Below are 21,452 nucleotides of genomic sequence, written 5' to 3' on the forward strand. Positions count from 1 at the left end.
AAGGCCAGCTTTTGTAGTGCCTGATCCGGCTTCTTCGCGGGTAAATCCGCGAAGAAGCCAACGCGGTTTATGACTGGAGCCACCATGCAACACAATGTCATCCTGGTCCTGCTGGACGGTCTCAACTACCAGGTCGCCCACCATGCCATGGGCCACTTGCACGCCTACGTCGAGGCCGACCGCGCCGCGCTGTACCGCGTGGAATGCGAACTGCCGTCGCTGTCGCGGCCGCTGTACGAGTGCATCCTCACCGGCGTGCCCCCCATCGACAGCGGCATCGTGCACAACAACGTCAACCGCCTGTCCAACCAGCGCAGTGTGTTCCACTACGCCCGCGAGGCCAATCTGGGCACCGCAGCAGCGGCCTATCACTGGATGAGCGAGCTGTATAACCGCTCACCCTTCGACCCGCAGCGCGACCGCCACACCCACGCGCCGAAACTGCCGATCCAGCATGGGTTGTTCTACTGGGACGACCGCTACCCCGATTCGCACCTACTGGCCGACGGTGAATACCTGCGCCGCCGCCACGCCCCCAACTTCCTGTTGGTGCACCCGATGAGCATCGACGACGTCGGCCACCGCCACGGCCTGGACAGCAGCCAGTACCGCAACGCCGCACGCAGTGCTGACATCCTGCTGGCCGACTACCTGCCAGGCTGGCTGGAAGAGGGTTACCAGGTGCTGGTCACCGCCGACCACGGCATGAACAATGACCGCTCGCACAATGGGCTGCTGACCGAAGAGCGCGAAGTGCCGCTGTTCGTCTTTGGCGAGGCCTTCAGCCTGGACCCGGCGGCCAAGCCGCTGCAGACCGAGCTGTGCGGGACCATCTGTGAACTGCTGGGTGCCGCGCACGACAAAACGGTGTGCCGGGAGTTGCTCAAGTGAACCGTGGCCGCTATCTGGCCCTGCTCTGCCTGCTGCCGTTCGCCGTGTTCTTCGTCATCTTCCAGGTCGCCCCGCTGGTCTGGGTGGCGATCAACAGCGTGCAATCGGAAGCCGGCTGGGGCGTCGAAAACTTCAGCAAGGTCTTCAGCTCGAAGTTCTACCTGCAAGCCCTGCAACGCAGCCTGGAGATCAGCTTCTGGTCGAGCCTGTTCGGCATCGTCATCGCCACCCTCGGCGCCTACTCGCTGCGCCAGGTGGACTCGAAACTGCGCGACTTCGTCAGCGCCTTCGCCAACATGACCAGCAACTTTGCCGGGGTGCCGCTGGCGTTCGCCTTCATCATCCTGCTCGGTTTCAATGGCGCACTGACCCTGCTGCTGAAGCAAGTCGGCCTGCTGGAAGACTTCAGCATCTATTCCAAAAGCGGGCTGATCCTGGTGTACACCTACTTCCAGATCCCGCTGGGTGTGTTGCTGCTGTACCCCGCCTTCGACGCCCTGCGTGAAGACTGGCGCGAGTCGGCCGCGCTGCTGGGCGCCAGCCACTGGCAATACTGGCGGCACATCGGCCTGCCAGTACTCACCCCGGCACTGCTGGGCACCTTCGTCATCCTGCTGGCCAACGCCCTGGGGGCCTATGCCACCGTGTACGCGTTGACCACCGGCAATTTCAACGTACTGCCGATCCGCATCGCCGGCCTGGTGGCCGGCGACATCAGCCTCGACCCCAACCTGGCCAGCGCCCTGGCGATGGTGCTGGTGGGGCTGATGACGCTGGTCACGGTGGTACACCAATGGCTGTTGAAGAGGAGCTACCATGCGCGCTGACGCCCGTTCCGGCGGCTGGTACCACCGCGCCGTGGTCTACCTGCTGTTCCTGATCCTGCTGCTGCCACTGGCCGGCACCCTGCTCTACTCGCTGGCCACCAGCTGGTCTGCCAGCCTGCTGCCCAGCGGCCTGACCCTGAAATGGTATGCGGCGCTGTGGAGCGAGCCACGCTTCCTGGCCGCTTTCGGCCAGTCGTTGCTGGTGTGCGTGGGCGCACTGCTGCTGTCGGTGGTGCTGATTCTGCCGCTGCTGTTCGTGGTGCATTACCACTTTCCCAGGCTGGACGCGCTGATGAACATTCTCATCCTGCTGCCCTTCGCGGTGCCACCGGTAGTGTCGTCGGTGGGGCTGCTGCAGCTGTACGGCAGCGGGCCGATGGCCATGGTCGGCACGCCGTGGATCCTGATCGGCTGCTACTTCACCATCGCCCTGCCGTTCATGTACCGGGCCATCACCAACAACCTGCAAGCCATCAACCTGCGCGACCTGATGGACGCTGCCCAACTGCTGGGCGCCAGCACCTGGCAGGCCGCGCTGCTGGTGGTGCTGCCGAACCTGCGCAAGGGCCTGATGGTGGCGTTGCTGCTGTCGTTTTCGTTCCTGTTTGGCGAGTTCGTGTTCGCCAACCTGCTGGTCGGCACCCGTTACGAGACCCTGCAGGTGTACCTGAACAACATGCGCAACAGCAGCGGCCATTTCAACAGCGCGCTGGTGATCTCCTACTTCGCCTTTGTGCTGGTACTGACCTGGGTCGCCAACCGCCTGAACAAGGACAAGACCTGACATGAGCTTCGTCAGCGTACAGAAACTGCAAAAAAGCTACGCCGGCAGCCCGGTGTTCGAGAACATCGACTGCCACATCGAACGCGGCGAGTTCGTCACCCTGCTGGGCCCATCCGGTTGCGGCAAGTCCACCTTGCTGCGCTGCATCGCCGGGCTGACCCCGGTGGACAGCGGGCAGATCCTGCTCGACGGCCACGACATCGTGCCCGTGAGCCCGCAAAAGCGCGGCATCGGCATGGTGTTCCAGAGCTATGCGCTGTTCCCCAACATGACCGTGGAGCAGAACGTGGCCTTTGGCCTGCGCATGCAGAAGGTCAAGGCCGACGAAAGCCAGGTAAGGGTGCGCGAGGCACTGGACCTGGTGGAGCTGGGCAGCTTTGCCGGGCGTTACCCGCACCAGTTGTCTGGCGGCCAATGCCAGCGCGTGGCCCTGGCCCGTTCGCTGGTCACCCGCCCTCGCCTGCTGCTGCTGGACGAGCCGCTGTCGGCACTGGATGCACGTATTCGCAAGCACCTGCGTGAGCAGATCCGGGCCATCCAGCGCGAGCTGGGGCTGACCACCATCTTCGTCACCCACGACCAGGAAGAAGCGCTGACGATGTCCGACCGCATCTTCCTGATGAACCAGGGACGCATCGTCCAGAGCGGTGATGCCGAAACCCTCTATACCGCGCCGGTGGACCTGTTTGCCGCCGGCTTTATCGGCAACTACAACCTGCTCGATGCCGACAGCGCCAGCCGCCTGCTGCAACGCCCGGTGGCCAGCCGCCTGGCGATCCGCCCGGAGTCGATCACACTGGGCATACACGGCGAACTGGACGCTCAGGTACGCAGCCACAGCTTGCTGGGCAACGTGATCCGCTACCGCGTGCAAGTGCGCGACGTGGAGCTGGTGGTCGACGTGCTCAACCGCTCGCCGGCCGACCTGCACGCGGATGGAAAACGGGTAAGCTTGTCGATCGACCCCACGGCGCTGCGGGAAGTGGCCTAAGGAGATTCAACACAATGGCACTGGCAATTTTCGATCTGGACGAAACCCTGATCCACGGCGACTGTGCATCGCTGTGGAGCGAGCAGATGGCCCGGCTGGGCTGGGTCGACGGCAAGGACTTCCTGCGCCGCGACCGTGAACTGATGGAAGCCTACGGCAAGGGCCACCTGCAGATGGAGGACTACATGGCCTTCAGCCTGGAGCCGATGGCCGGGCGTACCCTGGAAGAAGTCGAGCACCTGGTTGAGCCGTGGGTTGAAGAGGTGATCGAGCCGATCATCTATGGCGACGCCTGCCGCTGCATTGCCGAACACCGCAAGCGCGGGGACCGCATCCTGATCATTTCCGCTTCGGGTACGCACCTGGTCGGGCCGATTGCGGCTCGCCTGGGGGTGGACGAATATCTGGCGATCGAGCTGGAGGCGGTGAACGGGGTGTATACCGGCAAGACCCATGGGGTGCTGACGTATCGCGAAGGCAAGATTACGCGGCTGCTGGAGTGGCTGGATCAGGAACAGGAGAACCTGGAGGGGGCGAGTTTCTATTCCGATTCACGCAATGATTTGCCATTGCTGCTGAAGGTGGACCATCCGCATGTGGTGAACCCGGATGCGGTGTTGCGGGAGCATGCCCAGACCAATCGCTGGCCGATTCTGAGCTGGACTTGAGGGCCATGGGGGCTGCTTAGCAGCCCCGACAATATCAAGCCATGCTTGGATCTATGACCATCACCAACTTGCCCGAGACCTGGTTGCTCTCAAGCTCCGCATACGCCGCCTGGGCAAACTCCACCGGGTAGGTATCAACCAGTTGCGGCGACAGGCGCCCTTCGGCAAACAGCGGCCACACCTGCTGTTGCAGTTCGCGCAGCAACTCGGCCTTGAAGCCGTCATCGCGGTTGCGCAGCGTGGAGCCGGTAATCTCCAGGCGCTTGCCCAGCACCAGCGCAAGGTCCAGCTCGAACTTGCGCCCCCCCATCAACCCGATGATCACCCAGCGCCCGTCGCGGGCCAGCAGTTTGAGGTTGAGCTCACCGTAACTGGCGCCCACCGGGTCGAGAATCACGTCGAACGGGCCAAAGCCTTCCAGCGCGTCCAGGTTTTCGTTACGTACCACGCCCCCTGTCGCGCCCAGCGCTTCGCAATAAGCCAGGCGGTCCTGCGAACCGACACTGACCCACACCGGGCTGCCAAACGCCTTGCACAGCTGGATGGCGGCCGAGCCAACGCCACTGGCGCCGGCATGCACCAGCACTTTCTCGCCAGCCTTCACGGCACCGAGCTGGAAGATGTTCAACCAGGCGGTGGCATACACCTCCGGCAACGCCGCGGCTTCATGCAGGCTCAGGCCCTCGGGCACGGGCAGCACGTGACGCGCATCGACCACCACTTCCTCGGCCATGGCGCCACTGGCCAACAGCGCGCACACACGGTCGCCCACGCGCCAGTCGGCACCGGCGCCCACTTCCTCAACCACCCCGGCACACTCCAGGCCCATGTACGGGCTGGCACCTGGCGGTGGCGGGTACAAACCTTTCATCTGCAGCAGATCGGCGCGGTTCAGGCCCGCAGCAGCCACGCGAATGCGCACTTGGCCCGCGTCACAGGCCGGGCGTTCGGCCTCGACCCACTCCACATGTCCGTCAACGCCTTGCAATGCCTTCACAGTGCCTCCATAGTTGAATCATGACTGGGCCTGGGGTTGCTTACCTCAGGCTTTTTGCAGTATTTGCCCGGCTCCATGGAACCGGCAACGGAAAAGACGGCCTACTATGCGTGATCAATTGCCTCCACGTCGAATCAGCATGAAGCATTTCCTACCAAGCACCGCCCTCGCCGTCATGATCGGCCTTGGCAGCCTCACGCTCGGCGGCAATGCGGCGGCCGCCAACAAATGGGACAGCCTGCAGCCGGACCGCGACGAGATCGTCGCCAGCCTCAACGTGGTGGAATTGCTCAAGCGCCACCACTACAGCAAGCCACCGCTGGACGATGCCCGTTCGGTCATCATCTACGACAGCTACATCAAGCTGCTGGACCCGGCGCGCAGCTACTTCACCGCCGCCGACATTGCCGAGTTCGACAAGTGGAAAACGCAATTCGACGATTTCCTCAAGAGCGGTAACCTGGACCCGGGCTTCACCATCTACAAACGCTACCTCGACCGCGTCAAGCAACGCCTGGACTTCGCCCTGGCCGAGCTGAATAAAGGCGTGGACAAGATCGACTTCACCACCAAGGAAACCTTGCTGATCGACCGCAAGGACGCACCGTGGATGAAGGACCAGGCCGAGCTCGACGACCTGTGGCGCAAACGTGTGAAAGACGAAGTGCTGCGCCAGAAGATCGCCGGCAAGGAACCCAAGCAGATCCAGGAAACCCTGACCAAGCGCTACAAGAACCAGCTGGCGCGCCTGGACCAGACCCGTGCCGAGGATATCTTCCAGGCCTACATCAACACCTTCGCCCAGTCCTACGACCCGCACACCAACTACCTCTCGCCGGACAACGCCGAAAACTTCGACATCAACATGAGCCTGTCGCTCGAAGGCATCGGTGCGGTGCTGCAAAGCGACAACGACCAGGTCAAGATCGTGCGCCTGGTACCGGCAGGCCCGGCAGCCAAGACCAAGCAGGTGGCCCCGGCCGACAAGATCATCGGCGTGGCCCAGGGCAACAAGGAAATGGTCGACGTGGTCGGCTGGCGCCTTGACGAAGTGGTCAAGCTGATCCGCGGCCCGAAAGGCTCGGTGGTGCGCCTGGAGATCATCCCGGCCAGCAATGCACCTAGCGACCAGACCAGCAAGATCGTGTCGATCACCCGTGAAGCGGTGAAGCTTGAAGAGCAGGCAGCCAAGAAGTCGGTGCTCAAGCTGAAGCAGGACGGGCGTGACTACAAGCTGGGCATCATCGAGATCCCGGCCTTCTACCTGGACTTCAAGGCCTACCGCGCCGGTGACCCTGAGTACAAGAGCACCACGCGTGACGTGAAAAAGCTGCTCACCGAACTGCAGAAAGAGAAAGTCGACGGCGTGGTCATCGACCTGCGCAACAACGGTGGCGGCTCGCTGCAGGAAGCCACCGAGCTGACCAGCCTGTTCATCGAAAAAGGCCCGACCGTGCTGGTGCGCAACAGCGACGGCCGCGTCGACGTGCTGGAAGACGAAAACCCGGGCGCCTTCTACAAAGGCCCGCTGGCATTGCTGGTGAACCGCCTGTCGGCCTCGGCTTCGGAGATTTTCGCCGGTGCCATGCAGGACTACCACCGCGCGCTGATCATCGGCGGCCAGACCTTCGGCAAAGGCACCGTGCAGACCATCCAGCCGCTCAACCATGGCGAGCTTAAGCTGACCCTGGCCAAGTTCTACCGGGTTTCCGGGCAGAGCACCCAGCACCAGGGCGTGCTGCCGGATATCGACTACCCGTCGATCATCGACACCAAGGAAATCGGCGAGAGCGCCCTGCCCGAGGCCATGCCATGGGACACCATCCGCCCGGTGGTCAAGCCTGCTGCCGACCCGTTCAAGCCGTTCCTGGCCCAGCTCAAGGCGCAGCATGAAGCGCGTAGCGACCAGGATGCCGAGTTCACCTACATCCGCGACCGCCTGGCCCTGACCCAGAAGCTGATGAATGAAAAAACCGTCAGCCTCAACGAGCAGGAGCGCCGTGCGCGCCACGATGACATCGAGGCCAAACAGCTGGCCCTGGAAAACATCCGCCGCAAGGCCAAGGGTGAAGAGCCGCTCAAAGAGCTGAAGAAAGAAGACGAGGACGCGCTGCCGACCGAGGATGAAAACACCAAGCCGGAAGACGACGCCTACCTGTCGGAAACCGGTCGCATCCTGATCGACTACCTCAGTGCCAGCACCAAGGTGGCCAAGAAGTAAAGCGCTGCAACGATGATGGCAGAATAATGTGACCTGTCATCAAACAGTCATCGCGCTGTCGTGAAATATGGGGGCCGGGCATGCAGATGCCCGGCCCTTTCATTTTCAGGAATACGTCATGACCGTTGCCGAACAGCTCAGTGCCTTGAGTGCCATCCTGGCTCAACGCAGTATTCACAGCCTGTTGCAGCCGATCATGTGCCTGAGCGAACAGCGGGTGTTCGGCCATGAAGCACTGAGCCGTGGTCCGTCCAACAGCCCGCTGCACGCGCCGTTGAACCTGTTTACCATTGCCCGCCAGGCTGGCCGCTTGACCGAACTGGAAGCCGTCTGCCGGGAAAGCGCCTGCCGTCGCTTCAGCGAGCAGCAATTGCAGGGCAAGCTATTTCTCAACATCTCGCCAGAATCACTGCTGGAGCCACACTACCCGTCCGGCCTGACCCTGAAACTGCTGGAGCAGGTCGGTCTGCCGCCCAGCCGGGTAGTGATCGAGCTGACCGAGCACACCCCCACCGACGACTTCCAGCTCTTGTCCAATGCCCTGCACCACTACCGCGACATGGGCTTTTCGATTGCCATCGACGACCTGGGGGCGGGCTATTCCAGCCTGCGGCTGTGGTCGGAGCTGCGCCCTGAGTACGTGAAGATCGACCGGCACTTCATCGACGGCATCCACCGCGACCCGCTCAAGCGCGAGTTCGTTGGCTCGATCCTGCAGATTGCCCGGGCCTCGAAGGCGCAGGTGATTGCCGAAGGGATCGAATTGGCAGAGGAACTGGTGGTGCTTAGGGAGATGGGGGTGGACCTGGTGCAGGGGTACCTGCTGGGGCGGCCGCAGGAGTTGGGGGTGCGCGAGCTACCGGTGCTGGCGAGTATGCCGCAGGCCGAGCAGCCGACAGTGCGGTTGAATGCCACCATCGGGCAGTTGCAGGCGCTGTTTGGGCGGCATCAGCACCTGGATGTATTGGAGGTGGTTGATGCCGATGACAGGCCTTGTGGTTTGATCCACAGACATTCTTTGCCTGTTCTGCCGGCGATAGGGCCGGAGCAGGCAATCAATCAGGCGGTTTCGGGGTAGCTGTACTCGAACACCCGAACCACCTCGGAAGCATGCCACGACGCCGCCTCCATGCCATCCACCGGCCCGGCAAACCGCCCTAGCCGTTCGACACATTCAAAAAAGCCGGTACGCGGCAAGCGGCTGGCGCCTTGGCTGATCACCAGCGAACTGCGCAGCGGCTGCTCGGCACGGGCATCCAGCACCGCCAGGTATTCCAGCGCGGCGGTCAGCGTCTGCATGGCCGGGCTGGGCAGTTGCAAGCGCTCGATCAGCGCTCGGTAGGTCAGCAAGTGACGTTGACGGCGGGCCAGGTCAAGCTCGCCCAGCAGGTTGTCCCAGTGCTGACGGCTGATCCTGACCTGGCTCATGACGGCTCGCTCCAGCCAGCGACCCCCAGATGCCAGGCCAAGGCGCGGCGGATGGCTGCATCCGGCTGGCGTTCGCCCGATTCGATCATGGCCAGGTAGGCCGGGCTTACCCCGACATTGCGCGCCAGCTGCTCAGGGGCGATGCCCTTGGCCTGGCGAATCTGTGCAACTTCACTGAACGCCGGCAACGGCGCAACGGCGGCGGCCTGTTCGCTGACAACTGCCTCGGCAGGTGCCTGCCCTGCAGCCTTGAGCAGCGCCTGGTACTGCTCCCAGGGAACCACGGCGTACTCGGGCTGACCGTCCCGGCTGATGACCTGAATACCCATTACAAACCCCTTTAAAAAGGATTACAGCATGTAATCCGTAGGCATAACCCTTATGCCAATTATATTACCAACTCTGGGGTCTGTCCGGTTGAGGTGCAGTTCAAGCGGTTTTCACTGCGTATTGCGCTCCAGCTGCAGCGTTTCCTGGCTTGCCGGAAGGCGCTCGACCACGCGCAGCCGCTCAGGTGCCTGGCTTTCACGCCAGGCCTTGAAGCGCGCCAACTCGTCGGCCACGGTCTTCAGCACCCAGCCCAGTACCGCAATGTCATCAAGGAAGCCCACGCCCAGCAGCCAGTCGGGGATGGCATCGATAGGGCTGACGAAATACAGCAGGCCGGCCACGATGGTGACCAGGGCCTTAGGGCTGATGGCACGGTACTCGCCGCGCCACCATGCCAGGCACAGTGACTGCAGCAGTTTCACATCCTCGCGCAGTTGGCCGAGGCGTGGCCCTTTGCGGGCCACGGCGAACAGCAGGGCCGGCAACCGGCCACGGCTGAGCAAGCGCTCGGCCAAGGGCAGAAAACGGGCGAAATTCCAAGGTGCGCTCATGGAGCCTCCACGCAGAGCAGGTTATCCACATTTATTGTGGATAACCTTGTGAACAGGGCCACGTTTCTGACCCCGGGTGCCTGCCAGGCAAGGGCCCCGGTCAGATCGGGCGTTTTTTACACAGCCGTTTCAATACGTGGGTAGCTGGCCGCAAACGATTTGCGCCAGAAACATCCTACAGCAACAAGCTGCATTTCCTCGGACAGTATCAGCAGTTACAGGTTCGCCCAATCGTTGTAAACGAAAACGCCCCGTCAGGACGGGGCGTTTTGCAAGAACCTGCCAGTGTTACTTGGCGGGTGCTTCAGCGGGCGCTTCTGCAGGGGCTTCGGCCGGGGCCTCGGCTTCCGGCTCGGCGCCTTGCAGCTGGGCCGGGTCCTTGATGGCGATCAGTTCCAGATCGAACACCAGTACCGAGTTGGCCGGGATCAGCGGGCTTGGGCTTTGTGCACCGTAGGCCAGTTCAGCCGGGATGAACAGCTTGTACTTCTCGCCAACGTGCATCAGTTGCAGGCCTTCGACCCAACCCGGGATCACGCCGCTGACTGGCAGGTCGATCGGGCTGCCGCGCTCGACGGAGCTGTCGAACACCTTACCATCGATCAGCTTGCCTTCGTAGTGGACGGTAACCACGTCAGTAGGCTTGGGCTGTGGGCCATCGGCCTTCTTGACCACTTCGTACTGCAGGCCCGAGGCGGTAGTGACCACGCCTGGTTTCTTGGCGTTTTCTTCGAGGAACTTCTTGCCAGCAGAGGCCGCTTCTTCGCTGGCCTTGGCCAGGCGCTCTTCAGCGCGCTTCTGCAGCGCCGTGAAGGCTTCTACCAGCTCTTCATCCTTGATGCGCTGTTCTTTCTTGCCAACAGCGTCTTCGATACCGAGTGCCACTGCTTTCGAATCAAGGTCTTCCATGCCTTCCTGAGCCAGGCTCTTGCCCATGTTCAGGCCGATACCGTAGGAGGCTTTCTCTGCCGGAGTCTTCAGCTCGGGGCTGCTAGCTTGTTGGTCGCAGCCAGCCAGTACCAAGCCTACCAGGGCAACCGCAGCCGCCAAACGATGCTGTTTCATGCTATTTCCTTGTTCATGCGCCATAAGGGCAATCAGGGTAAAGCCGCGAGCTTAGCAGGCGGCCATGACCAATGGCTACCGGCATAGGAGCGGGATTTGGTAAGGAAGTTCAGTAGTTAAAGGGTTATTCATGCAAGACACTGCAGCCACTGGCCAGTATTGACGCTTGACGCAGAAACCGCCTGGGGTTTGTCGCAATTTTTTGTCGCACTGCCCTCCATTCCAGGGGCAAGAGACCTGTCATTTATGCCAGTAGATCGGATGAGGGCCTGCGCTTTCAATAGTGCGGGTAGTCACAGATCGTGACCAGCCAGAGGCTTACTCAATGAAACGACCGATCATTTCAGCTTTTCTTCAACAATCCACGCCTGACCGCAACCGTTTGAAGGCAAGTGCCGCCCTTAGTGACGCCCCTGTAGACCGGAGCTTCGGTAACGAAGGCTACGCTTACCTGCTGGCACAGGAGCCAAAATCAGCTGGAGTGTGCACTGACATCCTCAAAAGCCACGTTCGACAAGATCGCTACTACGCGTGCGCATTTCAATCGCATAAAGAAACCCAGGTATTCAACAGCGCCGTCTGGCTGCTGGATGGCGACGGCGAGCGAGATCACAGCTTCACCGTCGACTTTGGATCGCTCATGGAAAAGGACAAGACGTTTATTCCCTACAGCCTTATGGAAGATCGCAAGGGCAACCTGCTCTGCCTGGGTGAAGTGTCCAAAAACCCCCACCGGCTATGGAAATTCAAGAACACGGGAGAGCTAGACAAGAGTTTCGCCAGCACTGGATTTATCGATAGCGACCGACTGACCGCTGAGCGGCTGAATTTCCGCTTCGCCGCCGCACTCTCTGATGGCTACGTCATTGCCTGCCACACCCCCGACTTCAAGACCGTCCTCGTCGCCCTGTCGCCGGACGGCACCCTGAAGCCAACCTTCGGTAATGAGGGGGTGCTGGACCTTGAGTCGCAGTTGCCTGGGTACGGTGCCGGCATAACCGGCCTTATCGCTACAACGCATGCTGATGGAAGCAATCGCGTTCTGTTGCTGAGTTTGAGAGGCGTAGGCGACGACCTGTTCTCGGTATTGAGCGCCATCGACAGTAAAGGCCGCCTGGACACTTCCTTTGGCAACAATGGCCATTTCAAATCAGAAAACGCCACCTTTTATCGAGGCCTGTCGTGCAGCAGCGTGTCGTCACTTGTCACGCTATGCGGAGGGCATATGCTCGCGGATGAAAGCATGCAACCAGACATTATCCGGTTGACCAGCAACGGAGCCCCCGACCAGGACTTCAACAAGGGGGCGCCTGTCCGCTTCGACGCCAACGCCGGGATGTGGCACCACATGATCGAGTACGAAGGGCGCCTGGTGGGGGTAGGCAGCTTCTATAACCATAACCGGGCGGTCCGCTATCAGGCCGACGGCACACTCGACGTCACTTTCGTTTCGCCCTGGGGGCATGGTGCGTTTGGGGCCGTCCCACCGAACCCTGGGTTTTACATGGATGGCAACTCATCGATTGCCTTCGTTCCCGCCAGTAAACGCCTGCTGATTTGTGGTGATGTGAATGTCACAGCGCAAAATCAGGTGGCTGCGGCAGTGCTCGCTTTAGCATTGGGTTGAAAGGCACTCAGGGGTAGTTACCCTCGCGGTACTGCCCCGCTACCTCGCGCAGCACTTCGCACACCCACTGCCCCGGCAGGCTCTGCGGCAAGGCGGCATTGCGACAAATGCCCACAGAGCCACCCGGTTCACGCACGCCCAGGTCTAGCTCGACCAGCTCGCCACGGCGCAGGTCGAGCAACACCGCATCGCGTGGCGCTACCCACAGCCCATCGCTACCCAGCAGGTAGCGCCGGCTCAGCGCCAGCGACAGGGTTTCCAGGCGCTGCGCCGGCATCTGGATGCCGCATTGCACGAACAGGCTGTCGGCATGCTGGCGGATGGTGGTGCCCGCCGGCGGCAACACCAGCGGGTAACACCCCACCTGGCCCCGCTCGACAGGCGAGGTGGCCAGCAGCGGATGGCCCGGGCGTACCACCAGGCTCATCGACTCGCTGTACAGGTGCTCGAACAACAGGCCCTGGATCTGCGGGCTGTCGGTCATGCGCCCGACCACCAGCTCCAGCTCGCCCAGCCGCAGTTGGCCAAGCAGCTGCGCGCTGACCCCGGTGACCACACTGATCACCAGCGCTTCATGGCGCTGGTGCAGGCGGCACAGCACTTCGGGCATAAGCAGGCCCTCGACCGTCGACAGCACGCCGATGCGCACCTGCGACGGCGCCCGCGCCTCACCACGCAGGCTGCTGACGCCATCGCGCAGGGCCTGCACACTGGGCCCGGCATAACGCATGAAGCGCGTGCCGGCGGGGGTCAGTTCGACACCCTGTCGGCTGCGCGCAAACAGGCGCGTTTCCAGCAGGTCTTCAAGTTCCTTGAGGGTTTTGGAAATGGCCGGCTGGCTGATGGCGAGCACGTCGGCAGCCCTGGCCAGGCTGCCCTGCCGGGCAATCTCCAGAAAGCACAGCAGGTGGCGGTATTTGATGCGGGTGTCGAGGTTCATGCCGCAAGCTTAACGCATCGCCACCTGCGGCGTATCCGGGTCGCGCTGTTGGCGGCGGAACTGCCCTGGCGGCAAACCGTGAATCTGGCGGAAGCGCCGAGAGAAATAAGCTTCATCGGCAAACCCGCACAAGCGCGCCACTTCACCCACCGGCCGACTGCCATTGAGCAGGTAGTTACGTGCGGTGTGCATGCGCCGCTCCAATACCAACTCGCTGAACGTCTTGCCAATTTCCTTGCGCAGCCAGTGGGTCAGGTAAGTCGGGGAAAGGTACGTGGCAGCGGCCACTTTCTGCAGGTTCAGGTCCGGGTCGTCAATGTGGCGGCGCAGGTACTCGCTCATGCGATTCAACGCGGCCCGACGGCTCAGTTGCGCTGCGTTGCTATCCGCCAGAATACGCAAGGGTTCAGCATACAGCCCGCACACCTGGCCAATCAGTTGCAACAGCAGGCCCTTGAGCACCTCACGGCTGCCAAAGCGGCGGTTGGCATCCAGCGCACGCATGCGCTCAAGCAGCTGCAACACCTCGGCGAAATCGGCGTCTTCCAGGCAAAAATCCAGGTGCTCCTGGAAGCGAAACGGTGACAGCTCCGGGGCTTGCAGGATCGAGACTTCTTCCAGATCCATCGGGTCGCAATCCAGGTGTGGCAACAGGAAGGTCTGGGAAAAATTGATCACCACGAAATCACTGTCCGCAGGATGCGGGATCACATGCACCCGGTGCGGCAGGATGAAGGCCAGTGTGTTGCGCTTGAACGGGCGTTGCACGCTGCCGATGTGCTGCACCGTATCTCCCCCCAGGTTGATCTGGACCTGGAAATATTCATGACGGTGCGGCGCGGTTTCGGCCGGGCGCCCACGTCGATCGCGAATGTGGAAATCCATCAGCTCGCTGCGCTGCTGCATGACGTAGGTGGGGACCTCGCGCTTTGGTGGCATGGGCAAACTCCGTTAAGCAAACAACCAGTTGTACGACGTCAACATTTAAACGTGACTACAAAAAACGACGCAACCGCATTTCGTCACAACCCCCTTAAAACGCGACACACAGCAATTAACCAGCTCAAAACCCTGTGCCCGGATTCTTTTGGACACCGCACGCTTCCCCCTCCTTCCATGGCAAAAACGGTCTAACCCTGCCGTTGCATTCAAAGCGTTGTACGACCACCTTAGAAAAGGGACTGCAGCCCAACCTCAACCAACAACAACAAACGAGGTCGACTCATGTCGAGCACGCCTACCCCCCGCGCAGCGTCGTCGTACACGCTGGACGCGGCCCCCGCCCAGCGCCTGCCCACCCGCCGCCGCTGGTTCATGCTGTCGCTGCTGCTGGTGGCGACCATCATCAACTATGTCGACCGGGTAAATATCTCGATCGCAGCCCCGTTCATGGCCAAGGACCTAGGCTTGGACAAGGTGGAGATGGGACTGATTTTCTCCGCTTTCGCCTGGACCTACGCCCTGGCCCTGGTGCCCGCCGGCTTCATCGCCGACCGCTTTGGCTCGCGCCTGACCTATGGTGTGTCGCTGATCAGTTGGTCGGCGGTTACCGTCGCCCAAGGCTTGGCCAGCGGCTTCTCCTCGCTGTTCGGCCTGCGCCTTGCGGTCGGGGCCATGGAAGCCCCGGCTTTTCCCGCCAACAGCCGCGCGGTGACGGTGTGGTTCCCTGCCCGCGAACGCGGCATGGCCAGCAGCATCTACGTGTGCGGCCAGTACCTCGGCACTGCGCTGTTCACCGGTGCCCTGCTCTGGCTGGCAACCACCTACGACTGGCGCCACGTGTTCTACAGCACCGGCCTGGTCGGCATCGTGTTCGGCGTGGTGTGGCTGTTCCTTTACCGTGACCCGTTGAACTGCAAGAAGGTCAGCAAAGAAGAACTGGCCTACATCGAGGGCGGCGGCGGCCTGGTCAAAAGCAGCCAAGAGCGTACCCGCTTCGACTGGCGCCAGGTGGCCGAGCTGTTCCGCTACCGCCAGGTATGGGCCATCTGCCTGGGCAAGTTCGCTAGTACCTCGGCACTGTACTTCTTCCTCACCTGGTTCCCCACCTACCTGATCGAAGAGCGCCAGCTCACCTTGATCAAGGTCGGTATCTTTGCCGTGATGCCGTTCATTGGCGCCACCGTCGGCATCCTGCTGGCAGGCATCGTCTCTGACTTGCTTATCCGCAAGGGTTACTCGCTGTCGTTCGCACGCAAGCTACCGCTGGTGGTGGGCTCGATGCTGGGCATGTCGATCGTGCTGGTGAACTTCACCGACTCCAACGTGTTGTGCATCGCCATTCTCACCTTGGCGTTCTTTGCCCAGGGTATCGCCTCGTCATCGTGGGCTGCGGTTTCAGAAGTGGCACCCAAGCAACTGATCGGCCTGACCGGCGGCATCACCAGCCTGGCAGCGAACATCGGCGGCATCGTCACACCGATCGTGATTGGTGCGGTCGTGCATGCCAGTGGCTCGTTTGCCATGGCCTTCTGGTTCATCGGTGGCGTGGCCCTGATGGGCACCCTGTCGTATTCGCTGCTGCTCGGCAAGCTGTATCGCATCGAGCTGAAGACAGCGGCATGAGCACGGAAAAGTCCAATCCTTCCCCGCTTTCGTCCAACTTTGCCAGCCAGGCACTGGCTACGCTGGCCACTCCAGCACGGAGGATTCACCCCATGAGTTACCTGTTCAACCCGCCGGCCATCATCAGCCTGTCCATTCGCGGCAGCGATACGCGTTTCCCGGTTGGCCGCGTGTTCTGCCTGGGCCGCAACTATCCCTGGCCGGAGTCCTACGGGCCAGCACCGCAGGAGCCTGTGTTCTTCATGAAGCCGGCGAGCAACGTGGTCGAGGCACAAGGTGAGCTGCCGTTCCCCCCACAGACCGAGGAGTTCTGCCACGAGATCGAGCTCGTGGTGGCCATTGCCAAAGGGGGGGCGGATATCGCCCCGCAGGAGGCGATGGAACATGTATTCGGGTTTGCTGCCGGGCTTGACCTGACCCGCCGTGATCATCAGCGCAAGGCCAAGGCCGAAGGCCTGCCGTGGGAAAGCGCCAAGGTTTTCGAGGCCTCGGCCCCCATGACCGCTATCGCGCCTGCCAGCGAACTCCCTTGGCCCCTGCCAGCCTCGCTGTGGCTACAGGTGAACGGCCAGGAACGCCAACGCGCACACCTTAGCCAGCAGACCTGGCCGGTGGCCGAGGTCATCAGCCGACTGTCCCGCCAGCTGCCGTTGCGCCCAGGTGACCTGATCATGACCGGTAGCCCGCCCGGCGTAGCACCTTTAAACCCGGGTGACACCCTGCATGCCGGCATCGATGGCATCGGCGAACTGCACATGCGCGTAGGCCCCCGCCCTGCCGGGCAAGCCGCTGACGCGGCCTGAAACCCCAGGAGTATTCACATGAGCCAACATAAGAAAATTGCACTGGTCACTGGCGCAGGCAGCGGCATCGGCCGCGCCGTCGCCCTCGCCCTGCTGGAAGATGGCTTCGGCCTGGTCCTTGCCGGGCGCCGTATAGAGCCACTGCAAGCGGTGGTCGAACAAATACAGGCAGCGGGCGGTGAAGCCCTGGCCGTAGCCACTGACGTGCGTGACGAACAGAGCGTCGCGCAACTGTTCGCCACCATCGAGGAGGTGCATGGCCGCCTCGACGTCATCTTCAACAACGCCGGCATCAACGCCCCCGCCGTGCCGGTCGACGAGCTGCCGCTGGAGAACTGGCGCAACGTCATCGCCACCAACGTGGATGGCGTGTTTCTCTGTGCCCGCGCAGCGTTCGGCCTGATGCGCCGCCAGCAGCCGCAAGGCGGGCGGATCATCAACAACGGCTCGATCTCGGCACACACCCCGCGCCCGTTCACCGCGCCCTACACGGCCAGCAAGCATGCGGTGCTGGGCCTGACCAAAGCCCTCGCGCTGGATGGCCGGCCTTACAACATCGTGTGCAGCCAGGTGGACATCGGCAATGCCCTGACCGAGCTGTCCGAGCGCATGTCCCGTGGCGTGCGCCAGGCCAATGGCGAAATCGCCGCCGAACCGATGCTCGATGTGCGCCATATAGCCGACGCGGTGCGCTACATCGCCGCGCTACCGCTGGACGCCAACGTACTGAACATGACCGTGATGGCCAGCAACATGCCGTTCGTTGGCCGTGGCTGATCCTTGTTCCTGATGGAGTGACCGATGAAACCCGAAGTCCTGCAACTTAGCCCGATCCTCATCCCGCAAATCCGTGAGCGCCTGGAACAGCTGTTCACCGTACACCGTTACTACGAACAGGCCGACAAGGATGCCTATGTCAGCCAGCATGCCAACAACATTCGCGGCGTGATCACCGGTGGCCACACCGGTATCAGCCAGGCACTGATGGCGCGCTTGCCCAACGTCGAAGTGATCGCGGTCAATGGCGTCGGCACCGACGCGATAGACCTGGCCTATGCCCGAGATCGCGGCATCCAGGTAACGGCGACCATCGGCGCCCTCACCGAGGACGTCGCCGACCTCGCCATCGGCCTGCTGATCGGCTTGTGCCGGGGTATCTGCACCGGTGACCGTTTCGTACGCGCCGGCCATTGGGCCACCAGTGCCACGCCGCTGGCACCGTTGCCACTGGCCCGGCAGGTGTCGGGCATGCGTGTGGGCATCGTCGGTATGGGCAGGGTCGGTCGCGCAGTGGCGCAGCGGGCGGCGGCGTTTGGTTGCCCGATTCGCTACACCGACCTGCAGGCGCTGGATGTGCCTTACGGGTTCGAGGCAGATTTGCTGCAGTTGGCCAGGGACAGCGATGCACTGATTCTCGCGGCGGCGGCCGACAAGGGCGAGGCGCTAATCAATCGTGAAGTGCTGCAGGCGTTGGGCGCCGAGGGGTATCTGATCAACATCGCGCGCGGCAAGCTGGTGGATGAGCCCGCGTTGATCGCAGCGCTGGAGGCCGGTGAAATCGCTGGCGCGGCGCTGGATGTGTTTGCCGATGAGCCCCGCGCGCCCGAGGCGTTGTTCGGCCGTGAAGATGTGGTGCTGCAGCCACATCGGGCCAGCGCCACGGTGCAGACGCGCACGCGCATGGGCGAGATGGTGGTGGCCAGCCTGGTAGATGTGTTTGCCGGGCGCACGCCGCAGGGGTTGGTTATCTGAGCCGCCTGTTCCGGCCTCTTCGCGGGCACGCCCGCGAAAGGGCCCGAACAGGCAGCAGATGATTATCAGGCTACAGCCAACTCCACAGCCCCATCCTTCAACCGCACCGGCCACACCCGCAGCTGCTGCCCGGCATCCTCCAGGCACACCCCGCTCTGCAAGCTGAAATGCTGCTTGTACAACGGCGCCGCCACCACCAGTTCGCCCTGCACACTGCCCACCAGCCCGCGGCCAATGATGTTGGCGCCAGAACGCGGGTCACGGTTGTCTACCGCATATAGCGGCTGGGCCTGCCCCGGCAGGTAGAACAGCGCCACCTGCGCCCCGTCCAGCCATACCACTACCCCGGAATCGGCCACCAGGTCTTGCGCCTGGCACACCGCCTGCCAGTGCTCGCAGGTTTTTACAGCAACATTGGACAGGTTCATCAGACAGCCTCCTCGACAGTAGGGATCAGGTGCAGCGGCGCAGCCGGCCGGCGTTGTTCGCGTTCGCGTACGAAGTGCACGTCCGGGTCGGCGCGCTGGTCGTTGACAAAGGTGCGGAAGCGCTTGAGCTTTTCCGGGTCGTTGAGGGCGTTGGCCCATTCGCATTCGTACTGGTCCACCACATGCTGCATCTGCGCTTCCAGTTCGCCAGCCAAGCCCAGGCTGTCTTCGATGACCACCTGTTTCAGGTAATCCAGCCCGCCCTCCAGGTTCTCGCGCCACACCGAAGTGCGCTGCAGCTTGTCGGCCGTGCGGATGTAGAACATCAGCACGCGGTCGATCAGGCGTACCAGGGTTTCGTCGTCCAGGTCGGTAGCGAACAGCTCGGCATGCCGTGGGCGCATGCCGCCGTTGCCGCACACGTACAGGTTCCAGCCTTTGTCGGTGGCGATCACGCCGATGTCCTTGCTTTGCGCCTCGGCGCATTCGCGGGTGCAGCCCGATACCGCGAACTTGAGCTTGTGCGGGCTGCGCAACCCCTTGTAGCGGTCTTCCAGGCGCAGGGCCATGCCGACACTGTCCTGCACACCGTAGCGGCACCAGGTGCTGCCGACGCACGACTTCACCGTGCGGGTCGACTTGCCATAGGCGTGGCCGGTTTCGAAGCCGGCCTCGATCAGCTCCCCCCAGATCAGCGGCAGTTCGTGCAGCTGGGCGCCGAACAGGTCGATGCGCTGGCCGCCGGTGATCTTGGTGTACAGGTCGTACTTCTTGGCCACCTGGCCAATGACGATGAGCTTGTCAGGGGTGATTTCACCGCCAGGGATACGTGGCACTACCGAGTAGGTGCCGTTCTTCTGCATATTGGCCATGAAGGTGTCGTTGGTGTCCTGCAGTGGCACCAGCGCCGGGTCCATGATCGGCTGGTTCCAGCACGACGCGAGGATGTTGCCCACTGCCGGCTTGCAGATGTCGCAACCCACATGGCCCTTGCCATGGCGTTCGAGCAGTTCGCTGAAGGTGCGGATGCCCTCCACCCGCACCAGCCCGTACAGCTCCTGCCGGGTGTAGGCAAAGTGCTCGCACAGGCTCTTGTCCACCGCGACGCCACGGGCCGTCAGTTCATGCTCGAACACCTGCTTGAGCAAGGCTGCACACCCCCCGCAGCCCGTGGCAGCCTTGGTGCACCCCTTGACTGCGGCAAGGTCGCTGCAACCGCTGTCGATGGCGGCGCACACCGCCCCCTTGCTGACGTTGTGGCAGGAGCAAATGGTCGCGCTGTCCGGCAGTGCATCGGCGCCCAAGGCCGGCGCGCCACCGCCTTGCGGCAGAATCAGCGCGGCCGGGTCGGCCGGCAGGGCGATGCCGTTCTGGGCATATTGCAGCAGGGTGTCGTAGTAACTGTTGTCACCCACCAGCACCGCGCCGAGCACGCGCTTGCCGCTGGCATCCACCACCAGCCGGCGGTAGGCACTGTTGGCTTCGTCGATGAAGCGGTAGCTGCGTGCCCCTGGCGTGGCGCCGTGGGCATCGCCGATCGAGCCGACATCCACGCCCAGCAACTTGAGCTTGGTCGACATGTCGGCACCGGTGAACGCGACCGCCGCCTCCCCCGTCAGCAACGCGGCCAGGTTGCGCGCCATGCTGTAGCCCGGGGCGACCAGGCCGAACACGCTGCCGTTCCACGATGCGCACTCGCCGATGGCAAAGATACGCGGGTCACTGCTGCGGCAGTGGTTGTCGATCACTACCCCGCCACGCGCGGCGATGTCCAGCCCGCTGGCGCGGGCCAGGGCATCCTGCGGACGAATACCGGCAGAGAACACGATCAGGTCGGTTTCCAGGTGCTCGCCACCCTCGAAGTTCATGCGGTAGCGATAGGCTTCACCGTCGCTGATCGACTGGGTGGCGCGGGACAGGTGCACGCCCACGCCCAGCGCTTCGATCTGTGCCTTGAGCGCGGCACCGCCCTCGCCGTCCAGTTGCACCGGCATCAAGCGTGGGGCGAACTCAACCACGTGGGCTTCCAGGCCCAACGATTTGAGCGCGTTGGCGGCCTCCAGGCCAAGCAGGCCACCACCAACCACCACGCCACGACGGGCACTGGCGGCGGCGGCCCGGATGCCATCGAGGTCGTCGAGGGTGCGGTAGACCAGGCGGGCGTTGCCGCTGGAGCCTTCGATCGGCGGTACGAAGGGGTACGAACCGGTGGCCAGCACCAGTTGGTCGTAGCTGTACCGGCCTTCGGCGGTAACCACTTCGCAGCGCTCGCGGTCGATTTCCAGCACGCATTCGCCAAGGTGCAGGTGCACGCCGTTGGCGGTGTAGAAATCGGGCTCGCACAGGGCCAGGGTTTCGGCACAGCTGCCGCCGAAGTATTCGGACAGGTGTACGCGGTCGTAGGCGCGTTGGCGCTCTTCGCCGAACACATGCAGTTCGAAGCGCTCGTGGGCGCCGCGGCTGACCAGTTGCTCGACGCAATGGTGGCCGACCATGCCATTGCCGACGATGACCAGTCGCTCTCGTTGCCCGCTGCTCGCTGTTGCCTTCATAAGCCGATCCTCGATCAAAAAAAAAGCGCCTG

21 protein-coding genes are annotated in these 21,452 nt (G+C 62.7%); 12 read left to right on the forward strand and 9 right to left on the reverse strand.

The features are described 5' to 3' along the window. Positions 1-84: 84 nt before the first annotated feature. Genes B9A31_RS09580 through B9A31_RS09600 form a run of 5 tightly spaced genes read left to right on the forward strand, consistent with a single transcriptional unit; the run spans position 85 to position 4,161 of the window. Positions 85-891, forward strand: a complete 807-nt coding sequence (locus tag B9A31_RS09580) for an alkaline phosphatase family protein (RefSeq protein WP_019097100.1) — start codon at positions 85-87, stop codon at positions 889-891. Beyond that, positions 888-1,718 (forward strand): ABC transporter permease, encoded by an 831-nt coding sequence (locus B9A31_RS09585; protein ID WP_016715519.1) that lies wholly within the window; start codon positions 888-890, stop codon positions 1,716-1,718. Before B9A31_RS09580 ends, B9A31_RS09585 begins: the two co-directional genes overlap by 4 nt. Then, complete coding sequence (locus B9A31_RS09590; protein WP_019097098.1) at positions 1,708-2,502, forward strand: ABC transporter permease; 795 nt, start codon at positions 1,708-1,710, stop codon at positions 2,500-2,502. The genes B9A31_RS09585 and B9A31_RS09590 overlap by 11 nt, the downstream gene beginning before the upstream one ends. A 1-nt stretch (position 2,503) precedes the next feature. Continuing rightward, on the forward strand, positions 2,504-3,493 hold the full coding sequence (locus B9A31_RS09595; protein ID WP_016715517.1) for an ABC transporter ATP-binding protein: 990 nt from the start codon (positions 2,504-2,506) through the stop codon (positions 3,491-3,493). Positions 3,494-3,507: 14 nt separating this feature from the next. Next, entirely contained in the window at positions 3,508-4,161 is a 654-nt protein-coding gene (locus B9A31_RS09600) for an HAD family hydrolase (RefSeq protein ID WP_019097097.1), read from the forward strand. A gap of 34 nt (positions 4,162-4,195) precedes the next feature. Here B9A31_RS09600 and B9A31_RS09605 read toward each other — a convergent pair whose 3' ends face one another. Next, positions 4,196-5,158, reverse strand: a complete 963-nt coding sequence (locus B9A31_RS09605) for an NAD(P)H-quinone oxidoreductase (protein ID WP_016715515.1) — start codon at positions 5,156-5,158, stop codon at positions 4,196-4,198. Positions 5,159-5,297: 139 nt separating this feature from the next. On the opposite strand from B9A31_RS09605, the gene B9A31_RS09610 reads away from it, so the two are divergent. Together B9A31_RS09610 and B9A31_RS09615 are read left to right on the forward strand one after the other, a co-directional pair. After that, positions 5,298-7,379: a carboxy terminal-processing peptidase gene (locus B9A31_RS09610; protein WP_016715514.1), complete on the forward strand. Its 2,082-nt coding sequence runs from the start codon at positions 5,298-5,300 to the stop codon at positions 7,377-7,379. Positions 7,380-7,497: 118 nt separating this feature from the next. After that, positions 7,498-8,457, forward strand: a complete 960-nt coding sequence (locus B9A31_RS09615) for an EAL domain-containing protein (protein ID WP_019097096.1) — start codon at positions 7,498-7,500, stop codon at positions 8,455-8,457. Here B9A31_RS09615 and B9A31_RS09620 read toward each other — a convergent pair. The 4 genes from B9A31_RS09620 to B9A31_RS09635 all read right to left on the reverse strand — a co-directional run bounded on the left by B9A31_RS09620 (position 8,439) and on the right by B9A31_RS09635 (position 10,753). Continuing rightward, complete coding sequence (locus B9A31_RS09620) at positions 8,439-8,807, reverse strand: hypothetical protein (RefSeq protein ID WP_016501064.1); 369 nt, start codon at positions 8,805-8,807, stop codon at positions 8,439-8,441. The genes B9A31_RS09615 and B9A31_RS09620 overlap by 19 nt on opposite strands. Next, positions 8,804-9,136, reverse strand: a complete 333-nt coding sequence (locus tag B9A31_RS09625) for a helix-turn-helix domain-containing protein (protein WP_016715512.1) — start codon at positions 9,134-9,136, stop codon at positions 8,804-8,806. Before B9A31_RS09625 ends, B9A31_RS09620 begins: the two co-directional genes overlap by 4 nt. Before the next feature lie 111 nt (positions 9,137-9,247). Continuing rightward, positions 9,248-9,688 (reverse strand): YkvA family protein, encoded by a 441-nt coding sequence (locus B9A31_RS09630; protein WP_019097095.1) that lies wholly within the window; start codon positions 9,686-9,688, stop codon positions 9,248-9,250. Between the two features lie 288 nt (positions 9,689-9,976). Next, entirely contained in the window at positions 9,977-10,753 is a 777-nt protein-coding gene (locus tag B9A31_RS09635; protein ID WP_019097094.1) for an FKBP-type peptidyl-prolyl cis-trans isomerase, read from the reverse strand. A 325-nt stretch (positions 10,754-11,078) separates the two neighbouring features. Here B9A31_RS09635 and B9A31_RS09640 point away from each other — a divergent pair, with 325 nt between their 5' ends. Beyond that, positions 11,079-12,380 carry a delta-60 repeat domain-containing protein gene (locus B9A31_RS09640; protein WP_025754900.1) on the forward strand — a complete coding sequence of 434 codons (1,302 nt, stop codon included), beginning with the start codon at positions 11,079-11,081 and terminating at the stop codon, positions 12,378-12,380. Positions 12,381-12,387: 7 nt separating this feature from the next. Here the strand turns inward: B9A31_RS09640 and pcaQ are convergent, their stop codons facing one another. Together pcaQ and B9A31_RS09650 are read right to left on the reverse strand one after the other, a co-directional pair. Then, complete coding sequence (gene pcaQ, locus B9A31_RS09645; protein ID WP_084296908.1) at positions 12,388-13,320, reverse strand: pca operon transcription factor PcaQ; 933 nt, start codon at positions 13,318-13,320, stop codon at positions 12,388-12,390. Positions 13,321-13,329: 9 nt separating this feature from the next. Then, positions 13,330-14,259 (reverse strand): helix-turn-helix transcriptional regulator, encoded by a 930-nt coding sequence (locus B9A31_RS09650; RefSeq protein WP_016715507.1) that lies wholly within the window; start codon positions 14,257-14,259, stop codon positions 13,330-13,332. Between the two features lie 285 nt (positions 14,260-14,544). Here B9A31_RS09650 and B9A31_RS09655 point away from each other — a divergent pair, with 285 nt between their 5' ends. From B9A31_RS09655 to B9A31_RS09670, 4 genes are all read left to right on the forward strand, one after another. After that, complete coding sequence (locus tag B9A31_RS09655) at positions 14,545-15,885, forward strand: MFS transporter (protein ID WP_016715506.1); 1,341 nt, start codon at positions 14,545-14,547, stop codon at positions 15,883-15,885. Positions 15,886-15,977: 92 nt separating this feature from the next. Beyond that, a complete protein-coding gene (locus tag B9A31_RS09660) occupies positions 15,978-16,688 on the forward strand; it encodes a fumarylacetoacetate hydrolase family protein (RefSeq protein WP_016715505.1) in 711 nt (236 codons plus the stop codon). Between the two features lie 18 nt (positions 16,689-16,706). Further along, positions 16,707-17,465, forward strand: a complete 759-nt coding sequence (locus tag B9A31_RS09665) for an SDR family oxidoreductase (RefSeq protein WP_084296909.1) — start codon at positions 16,707-16,709, stop codon at positions 17,463-17,465. A 24-nt stretch (positions 17,466-17,489) separates the two neighbouring features. Continuing rightward, positions 17,490-18,440 (forward strand): 2-hydroxyacid dehydrogenase, encoded by a 951-nt coding sequence (locus B9A31_RS09670; RefSeq protein WP_016715503.1) that lies wholly within the window; start codon positions 17,490-17,492, stop codon positions 18,438-18,440. A 65-nt stretch (positions 18,441-18,505) separates the two neighbouring features. Here the strand turns inward: B9A31_RS09670 and nirD are convergent, their stop codons facing one another. Together nirD and nirB are read right to left on the reverse strand one after the other, a co-directional pair. After that, positions 18,506-18,868 carry a nitrite reductase small subunit NirD gene (gene nirD / locus B9A31_RS09675; RefSeq protein ID WP_025754898.1) on the reverse strand — a complete coding sequence of 121 codons (363 nt, stop codon included), beginning with the start codon at positions 18,866-18,868 and terminating at the stop codon, positions 18,506-18,508. Continuing rightward, on the reverse strand, positions 18,868-21,420 hold the full coding sequence (gene nirB, locus B9A31_RS09680; protein ID WP_027609470.1) for a nitrite reductase large subunit NirB: 2,553 nt from the start codon (positions 21,418-21,420) through the stop codon (positions 18,868-18,870). The genes nirD and nirB overlap by 1 nt, the downstream gene beginning before the upstream one ends. Positions 21,421-21,452 lie beyond the last annotated feature (32 nt).

The sequence above is a fragment of the Pseudomonas sp. URIL14HWK12:I5 genome (genome assembly GCF_900176445.1).
GTDB lineage: Bacteria > Pseudomonadota > Gammaproteobacteria > Pseudomonadales > Pseudomonadaceae > Aquipseudomonas > Aquipseudomonas monteilii.

Excerpts from the sequence above, each read along its gene's own strand:
- B9A31_RS09580 (WP_019097100.1), top strand. The coding sequence starts at position 85 with ATGCAACACAATGTCATCCTGGTCCTGCTGGACGGTCTCAACTACCAG.
- B9A31_RS09635 (WP_019097094.1), bottom strand. The coding sequence starts at position 10,753 with ATGAAACAGCATCGTTTGGCGGCTGCGGTTGCCCTGGTAGGCTTGGTA.
- B9A31_RS09655 (WP_016715506.1), top strand. The coding sequence starts at position 14,545 with ATGTCGAGCACGCCTACCCCCCGCGCAGCGTCGTCGTACACGCTGGAC.
- B9A31_RS09615 (WP_019097096.1), top strand. The coding sequence starts at position 7,498 with ATGACCGTTGCCGAACAGCTCAGTGCCTTGAGTGCCATCCTGGCTCAA.
- B9A31_RS09620 (WP_016501064.1), bottom strand. The coding sequence starts at position 8,807 with ATGAGCCAGGTCAGGATCAGCCGTCAGCACTGGGACAACCTGCTGGGC.
- B9A31_RS09595 (WP_016715517.1), top strand. The coding sequence starts at position 2,504 with ATGAGCTTCGTCAGCGTACAGAAACTGCAAAAAAGCTACGCCGGCAGC.
- B9A31_RS09640 (WP_025754900.1), top strand. The coding sequence starts at position 11,079 with ATGAAACGACCGATCATTTCAGCTTTTCTTCAACAATCCACGCCTGAC.
- B9A31_RS09610 (WP_016715514.1), top strand. The coding sequence starts at position 5,298 with ATGAAGCATTTCCTACCAAGCACCGCCCTCGCCGTCATGATCGGCCTT.
- B9A31_RS09600 (WP_019097097.1), top strand. The coding sequence starts at position 3,508 with ATGGCACTGGCAATTTTCGATCTGGACGAAACCCTGATCCACGGCGAC.
- B9A31_RS09625 (WP_016715512.1), bottom strand. The coding sequence starts at position 9,136 with ATGGGTATTCAGGTCATCAGCCGGGACGGTCAGCCCGAGTACGCCGTG.
- nirD (WP_025754898.1), bottom strand. The coding sequence starts at position 18,868 with ATGAACCTGTCCAATGTTGCTGTAAAAACCTGCGAGCACTGGCAGGCG.
- B9A31_RS09665 (WP_084296909.1), top strand. The coding sequence starts at position 16,707 with ATGAGCCAACATAAGAAAATTGCACTGGTCACTGGCGCAGGCAGCGGC.
- B9A31_RS09650 (WP_016715507.1), bottom strand. The coding sequence starts at position 14,259 with ATGCCACCAAAGCGCGAGGTCCCCACCTACGTCATGCAGCAGCGCAGC.
- pcaQ (WP_084296908.1), bottom strand. The coding sequence starts at position 13,320 with ATGAACCTCGACACCCGCATCAAATACCGCCACCTGCTGTGCTTTCTG.
- B9A31_RS09630 (WP_019097095.1), bottom strand. The coding sequence starts at position 9,688 with ATGAGCGCACCTTGGAATTTCGCCCGTTTTCTGCCCTTGGCCGAGCGC.
- B9A31_RS09660 (WP_016715505.1), top strand. The coding sequence starts at position 15,978 with ATGAGTTACCTGTTCAACCCGCCGGCCATCATCAGCCTGTCCATTCGC.
- nirB (WP_027609470.1), bottom strand. The coding sequence starts at position 21,420 with ATGAAGGCAACAGCGAGCAGCGGGCAACGAGAGCGACTGGTCATCGTC.
- B9A31_RS09670 (WP_016715503.1), top strand. The coding sequence starts at position 17,490 with ATGAAACCCGAAGTCCTGCAACTTAGCCCGATCCTCATCCCGCAAATC.
- B9A31_RS09590 (WP_019097098.1), top strand. The coding sequence starts at position 1,708 with ATGCGCGCTGACGCCCGTTCCGGCGGCTGGTACCACCGCGCCGTGGTC.